Raw genomic sequence first — 12,489 nt, 5'->3', positions numbered from 1 at the left:
TTGGCGTCCAGTCCGAACTGGCATGAAAGGAGCCAGCATGTCTGACATTCTCCGTATCACCGGCCGCCTGAGTGCCCTCGCCGATGGCCTGAAAGTGCGTCGTGTGCTTCCAGCAGCAGCCCGGCGTGCCGTGGGCCCCTTTGTGTTCTTCGATCACTTTGGCCCGGTCACATTGCAGCCCGAGACTGACAGTGACGTCGGAGCTCACCCGCATATTGGCCTGGCGACCGTGAGTTATCTTTTTGAGGGCAGTCTGCTGCACCGCGACAGTCTGGGAACCGTGCAGAAGATCACACCCGGGGCAATCAACTGGATGACCGCTGGTCGGGGTATCGTGCACAGCGAGAGGGTGACCAATGAGGAACTTGGGAAGCCGCGGCGCCTGCATGGTCTGCAGCTATGGGTGGCACTCCCGCCTGCCCTGGAATTGACCGAACCGTCATTCCAGCATGTGCCCGCAGCCGATCTTCCGGCACAAGTACAGCGCAACGGTGTGCAGGTTCGCGTGCTGGTGGGCGAGGCTTTTGGCGCGCGCAGTCCGGTGCAGCCCGCATCACCAACCCTGTACCTGGACGTACAGTTGCCGCCGCATACTGAATGGGAGTTGCCAGCGCTGGTGGCGGAGATGGCGGTGTACAGCCCGGAACACAACTTCGATCTCAACGGCGAAAGCATGGCCGCCCAGGAAATGGCGGTCCTCCCTGTTGACTCGGTCGCGCGGCTGCGCGCCGGTGCGCTGGGCGCCCGCCTCATAGTGATAGGAGGCGCACCATTGGAGCAGCCGGTGCGCATGTGGTGGAACTTCGTTTCCACCGATCGAGCCCGTATCGCCGACGCCGCACAGCGCTGGGAAGAAGATCGCTTCGAGGCCATTCCAGGTGAGACACAACGTGTTGCCGCACCCAAGTGGAATCTTTAAGCGGAAACTGAGGCAGCCAACCAGCGGACTCTCTCTGTTCACTCGCTGCGCATCAGACCCTCATGACGCCGTAGCGTCTGCGGTCGTCGATCGCTCCTGAATTCATAGCGCATGACGCAATACCATCGAGGGCCAGAGGCTGTTTTCCCATAAATTATGGGTCACCTCATCGTGCTGCAGCAGAAGCACATTGAGCAGCGGCGCCAGCGGGGTGGTATCGGGATCGGCCAGAAAAACATAGCGCGCCGTCTGGTCGGGCGTCTCTTCATCCAGGCGACCCGTCCAGTCCAGCTCGCACAGGGTTTCCAGCACCGGCTCCAGTTGCAGGGTGTCAACCCGCAGCAGCACGGAAAGTTGCTCAATCGTCAATCCCTTGTATGCCGCGGCACGCACGCGGTCAAGCTGCTGCAGGGTCTCCAGCGCCAGCTGAAACTGCAGACCATGCGACCGCGCCCGGCGCTGCAAACCCGTCAGCAGGCTGGGCAGGTAGGCCGTGATCACCGCACCCAGCAACACAATCACCCAGGCGACGTAGATCCAGATCAGCAGGATCGGCACCGTGGCAAATGCGCCATACAGGACTGAGTAGGTGGGCACCTTGCCCAAGTACAGGGCCAGCAGTTTCTTGGCCAGCTCAAAGCCGGCCGACACAAACAGGCCACCGGCCCAGGCGTGCCCCCATTTCACCTGGGTATTGGGCACGTAGTGGTACATCGCGGCCATACCGCCGGCCATCAGGAAGAACTGCAGCGCATCCAGCAACAGTTGCACCCCGCCCGGCATCACACCCACCACCCCTTTCGACGCTGAAATGGCGTAGGACGTGATGGTCAGGCTGATGCCCAGCAACAGCGGCCCCAGGGTGACGGCGGCCCAGTACACCAGCACCCGCTGCCCGAACGGTCGCGGCGTGCGCACCCGCCAGATGGCATTGAGCGTGCGGTCGATGGTCAGAATCAGGGCCAGCGCCGTGGTGAACAAAATCGCCACCCCGGCGCCCCCCAGCTTGCTGGCCTGGCCGGCAAACTGGGTGAGATAGCCCAGCACCTGGCGCGCAATGTTGTCGGGAATCAGGCTCTGCACCAGCCATTTCTGCAGCACGTCCTGAAACTTGGCAAACATGGGAAACGCCGTGAAGACAGCGAGCGCCACCGTGATGAAGGGCACCAGGGCAATGGTGGTGGTAAAAGTCAGGCTGCTGGCGGTCAGCCCCAGGCGGTCTTCCCGAAAACGCTCGCGCAGGGTGAGCGCCGTGCTCTTCCACGGAAAGTGGGACAGGCTGTGCAGCAACGCTTCAAGGCGCTCAGGCCAGGTCACAGACGGGGTGGAAGGAGAACTCATGGCCGCTATGATGCCATCCCAATGATTACAGAAAACAACACGGCGCCACCACTGGTCCTCGCCACACGTATCCTGGCCGTGGGCAGCCTGCTGGGACTCATCGTGCTGGGCCTGGCCTGGGAGCTCTATCTGGCGCCCATCCGTCCCGGCAGCTTTTTGCTGGCCTTCAAAGTATTGCCGTTGTGCATTCCCCTGGCCGGTCTGCTGAAAAACCGCATGTACACCTACCGCTGGGTCAGCCTGCTGGTGTGGCTCTATTTCACCGAAGGGGCCGTGCGCGCCTACAGTGACAAACCGCCCAGCAACTACCTGGCCATGGTCGAGGTTGTGTTGTGCCTGACCCTGTTTGTGGCCTGCGCCCTGCATGTGCGCCTGCGCCTCAAAGCAGTACGAAAGGAAGGTTGATCACATGGATAGCCTGCTGAACGAGCTTCGCCACATCGTCGGTTCCACCCACGTCTTCACCGATGGCGACCTGAGCGCCTGGGAGCAGGACTGGCGCAAGCGCTCCCGTGGCAAGGCCCTGGCCGTGGTGCGGCCCGCCTCCACCGACGAGGTGGCGCGGGTGGTGAAAGCCTGTGCTGCGTATTGCAGCCAACACCCGGCCAGCGGTGTCAGCATCGTGCCCCAGGGCGGCAACACCGGCCTGGCCGTGGGCGCCACGCCCGACACCTCAGGGCGCCAGATTGTGCTGAGCCTGCAGCGCATGAACGCTGTGCGCCAACTGGACGCGGACAACCTGACCATGACGGTGGAGGCGGGCTGCATTCTGCAAAACCTGCAGGAGCGCGCAGAAGAAGCGGATTTCCTGTTTCCCCTCAGTCTGGCTGCCGAAGGCACGTGCACCATCGGCGGCAATCTGGGCACCAACGCGGGCGGCACCCAGGTCGTGCGCTACGGCAACACACGCGACCTGTGCCTGGGGCTGGAGGTGGTCACCGCGCAGGGCGAGGTGTGGCATGGCCTGTCGGGCCTGCGCAAGGACAACACCGGCTACGACCTGCGCGACCTGTTCATTGGCTCGGAGGGCACGCTGGGCATCATCACGGCGGCCACCATGAAGCTCTACCCCCTGCCCGCCTCCCAGGTGACGGCATGGGCCGCCGTGCCGTCGCTGGCGCAGGCGGTCAAGCTGCTGGGCCTGGCGCACCGTCACCTGGGCGCGGGACTCACCGGATTTGAAGTCATGGGACAGTTCGCCCTGAGCCTGGTCGCCAGACACTTTCCCCAACTGCTGGTGCCCTTGCACCTGGATTCACCGTTTTGCGTGCTGCTGGAGAACTCCGGCCACGAATCGGAGACGCATACCCGCGCGCAGTTCGAACACCTGCTGGAAGCCGCGCTCGATCAGGGCTGTGTCAGCGACGCGGTGATCGCGGAAAGCCTGTCGCAAACCAACCAGTTGTGGCACATCCGCGAGAGCATTCCCATGGCGCAGGTGGAAGAAGGCCTGAATATCAAGCACGACATCTCGATTCCGGTGTCCAGCATTCCGGATTTCGTGCGCGTCACCGACGCGCTGCTGCAGCTGGCCATTCCCGGCGTGCGCCTGGTCAATTTCGGCCATCTGGGCGACGGCAATTTGCACTACAACGTGCAGGCCCCCGAGGGCATGGATGCGGCTGTCTTTTTGCGGGAGCACGAAGAAGAAGTGAACACCCTGGTGTTTGACTCGGTGGCGGCTTTCAACGGCTCCATCTCGGCCGAGCATGGCGTGGGCAGCCTCAAGGTGGACAAGCTGGAAAAACACAAATCGCCCGTAGCGCTGGAAATGATGAGATCCATCAAACGGGCATTGGACCCTCAGAACCTGATGAATCCGGGGCGGGTGATTCGGGTTTGATGGGAAAATTGGAAAAACATTGTTTGAAGATGACATGACCACACGCCCCATCCGCTCCCAGTACGAAGACTTCATGCGCCACGTGGCCACCACCGGCGCGCCCAAGACCGACCGCACCGGCACCGGCACCAAGAGCGTGTTTGGCTACCAGATGCGTTTCGATCTGAACGAGGGCTTTCCGCTGGTCACCACGAAAAAGGTGCACCTGCGCTCCATCATTCAGGAATTGTTGTGGTTTCTCACCGGTTCCTCCAACAACAACTGGCTCAAAGAACGTGGTGTGTCCATCTGGGACGAATGGGCCCGGCCTGACGGTGACCTGGGTCCGGTCTATGGCGTGCAGTGGCGCAGTTGGCCCACGCCCGACGGCGGCCACATCGACCAGATCGCTGAGGTCATCAAGACACTGAAGACCAACCCCGATTCGCGCCGCATCATCGTGAGCGCCTGGAACGTGGCCGAGCTCGACAAGATGGCGCTGATGCCGTGCCATGCCTTCTTCCAGTTTTATGTCGCGGATGGCCGCTTGAGCTGCCAGCTCTACCAGCGCAGCGCTGACATTTTTCTCGGCGTACCCTTCAACATCGCCAGCTACGCGCTGCTCACCCACATGGTGGCGCAGCAGTGCGATCTGGCAGTGGGGGATTTCATCTGGACCGGCGGCGACTGCCACATCTACAACAACCACCAGGAGCAGGTGGCACTGCAACTCAGCCGCACACCCTTGGCCTACCCCACGCTCAACATCAAGCGCCGGCCGGCATCGATCTTCGACTACGAGTATGAGGACTTCGAGGTGGTCGGCTATGAGTGCCACCCCGCCATCAAGGCGCCGGTGGCGGTGTGATCAACCGCCGGCAGCTTCTGGGCCTGGTGGCGCTCACCCTGATGTGGGGCATCAACTGGCCAATGATGAAGCTCTCGCTACGCGAGCTCACGCCAATGTACTTTCGCGCCGTCACCATGACGTGCGGGGCGCTCTGGCTCTACGTATTCTATCGCGCGCGGGGTCTGCGCATGCTGCCCGCCGGCAGGGAATGGCGCTCGGTCATCACCCTGGGCATTCCCAACATGCTGGGCTGGCATACGGTGTCGATCCTGGGCGTCAAGGAGCTGGCTTCAGGGCGTGCTGCGATTCTGGGCTTCACGATGCCGATCTGGACGGTGCTGATTGGCGTGCTGTTTCTCGGCGACAAACTGACGCGCCGCGTGGCCTTTGCTGCTGTTGCCGTGGCGATAGCCATCGCATTGCTGATTTCTCATGAGTTCACCGCGCTCTCGGGGCGTCCGCTGGGCATTGTCTGGATGGAGCTTGCGGCTGTGCTCTGGGCGATCGGCACCCTGATGATGCGACGCGCGCACCTGACACTGCCGGTCGAGACACTGACCGTGTGGATGATGATTCTTGGCAGTGTCTGCCTGTGGGGTATTGCGTGGATCAGCGAACCATGGCCGGTCTGGCAGTTTTCCACGGCGATGTGGATCAGTCTGGCTTACGGCGCACTCATTAACTACGGCTTTGCCCAGATCATCTGGGCGGGGCTGGCCCGCAACCTGCCGCCCGCCACCAGCGCCATGAGCATCATGGCCATCCCGGTGGTCGGCATCATGACGGCCACCGTCATCGTCGGCGAATGGCCAAACTGGCAGGATTTTGTGGCCATCGTGTTTGTCATGGCCGCGATTGCCGCTGTATTGCTGCCACCACGCACGCGAGGAAAAATCGCATGAAACTGCACCTCATCTTTGCCCGCGCCGCCAATGGCGTGATCGGCCAGAACAACACCCTGCCCTGGCATCTGCCCGAAGACATGGCGCACTTCAAGCGCACCACGCTGGGCTGCCCGGTCATCATGGGACGCAAGACCTGGGATTCGTTGCCCCCAAAATTTCGCCCTTTGCCGGGGCGTCTCAACATCGTCGTGACACGCCAGACGGACTGGCAGGCGCAAGGCGCCTTGCGTGCGCATTCGCTGGCCGAGGCTTGTGCCCTGTGCCCCGCCGACAGCGATACCTGGGTGATCGGTGGCGCCGAGATCTACGCCCAGGCCCTGCCGCTGGCGAGCACGGCGGTGGTCACCGAAATCGATGCAAGCTATGACGGCGACGCGTACGCGCCGCAATTCGGGCCGGAATGGACGGAGGTCGCGCGCGACCGGCAGGTCTCGGCCACCGGCTTGAGTTTCAGTTTCGTCACCTATCGGAAAAGCCCGGGAGGCTGAAATGCCCGGACGGGACTGGATGTTTGCGCTGAATAGCCCTGGATCGCCCATTTCGGATGCGCCGCAATGAGTTCGGGAATCCGCAGCGCAGCACTCTCCGAATATGCCGACGTGGCCCGGTCCCTCGGGCTGGATCCTGTGGCCATGGTGCTCGCGTCCAGACTGCCCGTGGCCAGCCTCACCGAGCGCGACCTGATGCTGCCAACCGAACGGGTATGCGCGTTGCTGGAGGCCTCGGCGCAGCGCAGTCGGTGCCCCACTTTTGGTCTGGCCCTTGCGCAACACCGTCGCCTTTCACACCTGGGCGAATTGGGCTTGTTGTTGCGTGACCTCCCTACGGTGCGCGACATCATGCAGGCGGTGACCGAGTTCGTCCGTTTTCACAATGAATCCCTGGTCTACGCACTGGAGCAAGAGGGGAACACAGCGCACATCCTGATGGAGAACCGGGTGACGACGGGCAGTGCGTCACGCCAGTTCTGCGAGTTTGTGCAGGGTTCGGCATTTCGCATCTTCCTGGGGCAGTTTGCGGATGCGGGGAGCCAGCTGCGGGTCTGTTTCAGGCATGAGGCTCCCGACGACCCGCGCATGCATTTGCAGTTCTTTGGCCACGCCCCCGTCTTCAGCCATGATTTCAACGGCTTTGTCTGCCCGGTGTCCTTGCTCGACCAGCGCAATCCCGCAGCAGACCCCGAGTTTTCGCTCTGTACCCGCAGCCTGGTCGAAGCCAGGATGGGTTCTGCAGGCACACGCCGCTCTGACGATGTGCGGCGTGTGGTGATGCAGCTCCTGCCCACGGGCCGATGCGATGCCGAGCATATTGCCGCGTCCCTGGGAGTGGACAGGCGAACGGTGCATCGGCAACTGGCGCGCGAGGGCGCGACCGTCTCGAGCTTGATCGAAGAAGTCCGTGGCGAGTTCAGCGTGCGTTATGTGTTGGAGTCAAACATCCCCATCAGTGACCTGGCGCCCCTGTTCGGTTTTCACTCCACCAGCGCGTTGGTGAACTGGTACCGGCGTCGCAATGGGCTGCCGCCCGCCCACCACCGACGCCAGCATGCCGACGCCCTCTCGTCGCCAGCACAGGGCAAAGAACCCGGCGCCGCGTAAAAAAAGCCAACGCCGGGTTGCACTAGGGTTTCCCCGAGCCTGTCCCTAATGCGCAATTGGATGTCCCCCTGTGAAAAACGCGCGCGTCAGCCGGGCCTGATCATTCGGACCTAGGCGGCTCCCCGTCCACCGCGTTGGCGGTAGCAGGGTGAGCCATCACCCAACCCGTGGCCAGGATGAACTGACACCCACGCATGCCGGAGATACCATGAACGTCAATCTGGAACTGAAAGACCCCGAGTGGGGAAAGCGGGCGGTCGACACCATTCGCAACATTGCCGTTGAGTACAAGGATGAAATCGACGATTGCCTGAAAAACGGCAAGTTGCCGCTGGGCTCATTCCGTGAACTGGGCAAACAGGGTTTGATCGGTGTGGTGACGCCCCAGGAGCTTGGGGGCTATGGCGGCAGCGCGCCGGAATACTGCCTGGTCACCGAAACGATTGCCCGGCACGGTCTTCCGTCCACACAGGCACAGGTGCAGGGGCAGATCTGGATTCTGATCTGGGGCACGCCGGAGCAAAAGACCAGGTACCTGCCCGGCATGTCCGCGGGCACGATCGTGTTCTCCGAATCCATCTCGGAGCCGGGTGCCGGCTCCTCGCTGAAGAACATGCAGACCACCGCCAAGCGCGATGGCGACGACTGGATCATCAACGGCAAGAAGATCCATATCAATGGCGGCGCCGCCTGCGATGTCACCGTGGTTTTTGCCATGGCGGAAGAAGGCATGACGGCCTTTCTGGTGGACACCAGGCTGGCAGGCTTTCGGGCCGAAGTGACTGACCCGCTGGGCTATCGCCTGGCGCTCACCGCCGACATGTACTTCGACAACGTGCGCGTTCCCAACAGTGCGGTGCTGGGCGCACCGGGCCAGGCCATGGCCACTTTTTTGACGACCTTCAACGTCAGCCGCCTGGGCAATGCCTCCGAGCTCATCGGGCAGGCCCGCCGTGCGCTGTCCGACGGCATCCGGTACGCCAAGCAACGCAATGTGGGCGACAGCAAGGTGACGGATTTTCAGGGGATTCAGTGGACCATTGCCGACTGCTACAGCGCGCTGTACGGCGCCTCGGCGGTGCGCGACCATGCCGCCAATCTGGTCAGACAGGGCAAAGACCATGCGCTGGAATCCAGCATCGCCAAAAAACTGGCCATCGAGGCCGCAGAAAAATCCGTCAACGAAGTGTTTTCTCTGGTGGGCAGCCATGGGCTGTACTGGGATCAGCCTTATGGGCAGATATTGCTTGACGTGAAGACGCTGCGGGTGGCCGGCGGCTCGCTGGAGATCATGAAGAACTTCATCGCGCGCCAGGTTTTGAAAGACGAACAACAAAGGGGCCTGGCATGAGCAACCTGGCCACCTTGATCGTCAATGCCGCGAAGTCGCACCCCGAAGCCCTGTTCGGCACGGTGGAGTCGTCCCAAGCGCTGGCCGACGCGGCCGCGCAGGCGGCCAGCCTGGCCCTGCACATGCGTGCGCTGGGTTTGGGGCGCGGGTCACGCTGGGCGCTGGTTGGGCGCAGCGGCGACGACTACATGCTGACCTGGCTGGCAGCACAGCTGGCCGGGGTGGAGCTGGCCCTGATCAACCCGGACTACCCGGATGACCTGATAGGGGCCATGCTGGAGGACCTGCAGCCCGTTGCCATTGCCTGGCTGGATCGCCCGGCCATCGCCCTGCACGACCGCCCAGTCCAGCAGCTCGACCTGCGTGCCTGGTGGGACACCCACCGCGCGCAAGCCGATGCCTTGCCAACGCTGGACGCGCTGGAAGGTCTGGCCTGCGACGGCAGCGACATCGCCAGCTTCATCCACACCTCGGGCACCACGGGCCGCCCCAAGTTTTGCGCGCTGAGCCATGAGTACCTGCTGCGCCTCGGCCGCTTCTTTGCCGACACCCTGGTCCTGGGCTCTGGCGACCGTGTCTTCGCACCCTTGCCCATGTTCCACATCAATCCCCTGGGCTACGGGCTCATCGGTGGCTTGACGGCGCGCGCCAGCGTGCTGGGTACCCGGCAGTTCTCTGCGTCGAAGTTCTGGCCCACCGTCAAGGCGCATGGCATCACGGCGCTGGTGCTGCACGCGGCCCCTTCCATCATCCTGGCCACCTCCACCACCCACGCCGATGCCCAGGGCCATGGCGTGCGCGTGGCCTTCGGTGTCGAGGCCACGCTGTGCGGCCTGTTTGATATCCCCGTGGGGGTGGGTGGCTATGGCTCGACGGAATCGGCCGGTCTTTGCCATGCGTGGCACTTCCGCGCCAAAGACCCGCAAATGGCGCGTGAGGGCATCAGCAACTATGCCGGGCGCGCGCGCCACGACGTGGCCTGGACCGTCGGCCAGGACGGTGAAATTCTGACCCGCGACAAGGTGGGCCACGCCATCTTCTCGGGCTACATGCGCGAGGGCAAGGTGGTGTCACCGCTGGACCCGGACGGCTGGTTTCACACCGGCGACAAAGGCCGCATCGACGACTACGGCAACCTGGTTTTCATCGAGCGCATGAACGAGGCGATCCGCGTCAAGGGGGAATACGTTCCGATCGAATTCGTCGAGACCGCGCTGACCCGGTGTTCATCACTGGGCGCGTTCGCGCTGTGGCGCAAGGACTCCGCCACCACCGGGCACGAGGTGGTGATCTACACCGAGTCGACCACGGTGAACACGGACGAGGTGCGCACGGCCACCGAACCCCTGCCCCGCTTCATGCGCCCGCAGCGGGTAATTCGCGTGGCCAGCCTGCCCAGAACCGGGGTCGGCAAGGTGCAGCGTGGACAATTGGACACGCTCATCGAGCTGGAAAGCATCGCGCTCTGACCGCACTGGCACGTGCCCCAACCCATCACGATCGCATCGCATCGCCCAAGGTGAATCCGAAATGAACTCCGCCCTTGAAACAACCGTGCCCGCCCCGCAGGCCAGACGCGTGGTGTTCCTGTTGTTTCTCGCCATGTTCCTGAACTACTACGACCGCACCATTCCGGCCGTGCTCATGGAGCCCATCCGCCTGGAGTTTGGACTGACCGATACCCTGCTGGGCCTGCTCAACGCGGTGTTTACCGTGACCTATGCATTGTTTGGCATCGTGTTGGGGCGCCTGGCCGATGTGGGCGTACGCAAGACCGTCATGGGCATGGGCCTGATTGCCTGGAGCGCTGCCACCGCGCTGAGCGGGGCTGCGACCGGGTTTGGCTGGTTCCTGCTCGCGCGGGTGGGCGTGGGCATCGGTGAGGCCAGCTGCGCGCCCACCGCGCAATCCATAGTGGCCGACCTGTACGCACCCGAGCGGCGCTCACGCGCCATGGGCCTGGTCATGCTGGGCCTGCCCCTGGGTCTGGTGGCCGCCTTTTTCACGGGCGGTGCCATTGCCTCTGCGATGGGCTCCTGGCACGCGGTGTTCTGGCTGGCGGCTCTCCCGGGCGCGCTGCTGGGAGGCATCATGCTGATGATGAAAGAGCCGCCCCGCCAGGCTGCGCCGGCTGATGCTGCATCGGGCGGCATCGCGCAGGCGCTCCGTCTGGTCTGGGCTGTCGCATCCTTGCGCTGGCTGACACTGGGAGCCATCGGCTTCGGTCTGGCCGGATACGTTGGTACCGGCTTCATGGTGGCGCTTCTGCAGCGCTATTTTCATTTGCCCTTGATCCAGGCCGGCATCGTGTCAGGCGTGATCATCGGCGCCACCGGCTTGGTCGCCATGATTGGCGGCGGCTGGCTGGCAGACGTGCTGCAACAGCGCTGGCGCCCAGGTCGTTTGGGCCTCACGACACTGGCTTCCGTAGCGGGTGCCGTGCTCACCCTGATTGCCTTGTGCCTGCCATCGACCCGGGTGGAGTGGTTCGTCGTGCTGTTTGCCATCGGCTGGCTGGCCACCTACCTCTTTCCGGTCTGCGCCTACCCGGCACTGCAGGAGGTGGTGGCACCCCGCCAGCGTGGTGTCGCCATGGCAGTCCATCTGGCCGTCGGCAATGTCGTGGGCGGGGGCTGTGGCGTGGTGCTGGTGGGCGTGCTGTCGGACCGCGTTGCGCTGGCATCCGCACAGGCTGCGGGCCAGGCGCTGGACGAGTACCACCGCGGCGTGGGTCTGGCCACTGGCATGCTGCTGATTCCCGCCGCCATGGCCCTCATGGCGCTGGCCACCTGGCAGGCGACACGCCATTTCGACGCCGACCGGCAGCGCGCGCAAGACGCTGCCTCCAGCCTCTCCACTCCCCATTGAGAAGACACCACACCATGGACCTACCTTCCTTTGCCAACGTGCATGTGGCCCTGGCAGATCATGTCGCCACCATCGAGTTCAACACTGATGCCCTGAACTTTCTGTCGGTGGACGTCATGACGCAACTGGCCGATGCATGGCAATGGGCCGACGGCGAGCCGCAGTGCCGCGCCATCGTGCTGTGCTCGACCGGTCGTGTATTTTGCGGCGGCGTCGATTTCCGGAGTCTGGCGGGCGCCGGGCAAGACCGCTCGCCGCAGCATTTGTATCTGCTGGCCCAGCGATTGCTGAGAGGAAGAAAACCCTGCATCGCCGCTGTTCAGGGAGCTGCCGTGGGTGCCGGTCTGGGTCTGGCCATGCTGGCGGACCAGCGCGTGGCGGGCCCCAAGGCGCAGTTCAACGCCAGCTTTGCACAATTGGGTTTTCATGCCGGTTTTGGTCTGACCGCCACCTTGCCTCATGTGATGGGCCCGCACGCTGCCAGTCGCATGCTGCTGATGGGCCAGCCGGTGGGCGCCGACGAAGCCTTGCGCCTGGGCTTGGCGGACGAGGTTGTCGACGACCCTTCGCTTGTGCGTACAGCGGCCCAGGCACGGGCACGCGTCATCGCCAGCAACGCGCCGATTGCGGTGCAAGACATGCGCCAGACTTTGCGCGCCACACTCATTGACGACTTTCATGCAGCCATTGAGCGTGAGTTGGCGCTGCAACTCTCGCACATGCAGACCCGGGATTTCGTGGAAGGTATCAGTGCGCTCATGACCAAGCGCCCACCCCGGTTTGTTGGCACATGAAGCAGCCACCGTGTCCCCGACCCAAGCGACAGGAATGCACG

At 63.5% G+C, this 12,489-nt stretch carries 12 protein-coding genes; 11 read left to right on the top strand and 1 reads right to left on the bottom strand.

All coding sequences use genetic code 11. From position 1 onward, the window contains the following. Positions 1-37 precede the first annotated feature (37 nt). The gene (locus Q7T10_RS11660; protein ID WP_304748354.1) at positions 38-919 is read left to right on the top strand and encodes a pirin family protein; all 882 of its coding nucleotides are present in this window, start codon (positions 38-40) and stop codon (positions 917-919) included. Positions 920-1,021: 102 nt separating this feature from the next. Here the strand turns inward: Q7T10_RS11660 and Q7T10_RS11655 are convergent, their stop codons facing one another. Beyond that, entirely contained in the window at positions 1,022-2,260 is a 1,239-nt protein-coding gene (locus tag Q7T10_RS11655; RefSeq protein ID WP_304748352.1) for a YhjD/YihY/BrkB family envelope integrity protein, read from the bottom strand. 21 nt (positions 2,261-2,281) lie between these two features. On the opposite strand from Q7T10_RS11655, the gene Q7T10_RS11650 reads away from it, so the two are divergent. The 10 genes from Q7T10_RS11650 (at position 2,282) to Q7T10_RS11605 (ending at position 12,448) form a co-directional block, all read left to right on the top strand. Then, entirely contained in the window at positions 2,282-2,665 is a 384-nt protein-coding gene (locus tag Q7T10_RS11650; protein ID WP_304748350.1) for a DUF2069 domain-containing protein, read from the top strand. A 4-nt stretch (positions 2,666-2,669) separates the two neighbouring features. Further along, positions 2,670-4,103: an FAD-binding oxidoreductase gene (locus Q7T10_RS11645; RefSeq protein ID WP_304748349.1), complete on the top strand. Its 1,434-nt coding sequence runs from the start codon at positions 2,670-2,672 to the stop codon at positions 4,101-4,103. A 34-nt stretch (positions 4,104-4,137) separates the two neighbouring features. Continuing rightward, on the top strand, positions 4,138-4,950 hold the full coding sequence (locus tag Q7T10_RS11640) for a thymidylate synthase (protein WP_304748347.1): 813 nt from the start codon (positions 4,138-4,140) through the stop codon (positions 4,948-4,950). Further along, positions 4,914-5,834, top strand: coding sequence for a DMT family transporter (locus tag Q7T10_RS11635; protein ID WP_304748345.1), 921 nt, complete (start codon positions 4,914-4,916; stop codon positions 5,832-5,834). Before Q7T10_RS11640 ends, Q7T10_RS11635 begins: the two co-directional genes overlap by 37 nt. Then, complete coding sequence (locus Q7T10_RS11630; RefSeq protein ID WP_304748344.1) at positions 5,831-6,325, top strand: dihydrofolate reductase; 495 nt, start codon at positions 5,831-5,833, stop codon at positions 6,323-6,325. Before Q7T10_RS11635 ends, Q7T10_RS11630 begins: the two co-directional genes overlap by 4 nt. 66 nt (positions 6,326-6,391) lie before the next feature. After that, the gene (locus Q7T10_RS11625) at positions 6,392-7,435 is read left to right on the top strand and encodes an AraC family transcriptional regulator (protein ID WP_304748342.1); all 1,044 of its coding nucleotides are present in this window, start codon (positions 6,392-6,394) and stop codon (positions 7,433-7,435) included. 208 nt (positions 7,436-7,643) lie between these two features. After that, on the top strand, positions 7,644-8,786 hold the full coding sequence (locus Q7T10_RS11620) for an acyl-CoA dehydrogenase family protein (protein ID WP_304748341.1): 1,143 nt from the start codon (positions 7,644-7,646) through the stop codon (positions 8,784-8,786). Next, positions 8,783-10,255, top strand: coding sequence for an AMP-binding protein (locus Q7T10_RS11615; RefSeq protein WP_304748340.1), 1,473 nt, complete (start codon positions 8,783-8,785; stop codon positions 10,253-10,255). The genes Q7T10_RS11620 and Q7T10_RS11615 overlap by 4 nt, the downstream gene beginning before the upstream one ends. Positions 10,256-10,316: 61 nt before the next feature. Further along, positions 10,317-11,654, top strand: coding sequence for an MFS transporter (locus Q7T10_RS11610; RefSeq protein ID WP_304748339.1), 1,338 nt, complete (start codon positions 10,317-10,319; stop codon positions 11,652-11,654). Positions 11,655-11,668: 14 nt separating this feature from the next. Continuing rightward, a complete protein-coding gene (locus Q7T10_RS11605) occupies positions 11,669-12,448 on the top strand; it encodes an enoyl-CoA hydratase/isomerase family protein (RefSeq protein WP_304748338.1) in 780 nt (259 codons plus the stop codon). The last annotated feature ends 41 nt before the right edge of the window (positions 12,449-12,489 follow it).

The sequence above is a fragment of the Rhodoferax sp. genome (assembly GCF_030646845.1).
In the GTDB taxonomy this organism is placed as follows: domain Bacteria; phylum Pseudomonadota; class Gammaproteobacteria; order Burkholderiales; family Burkholderiaceae_C; genus Rhodoferax.
This window is presented reverse-complemented; position numbering and strand designations above follow the sequence as displayed.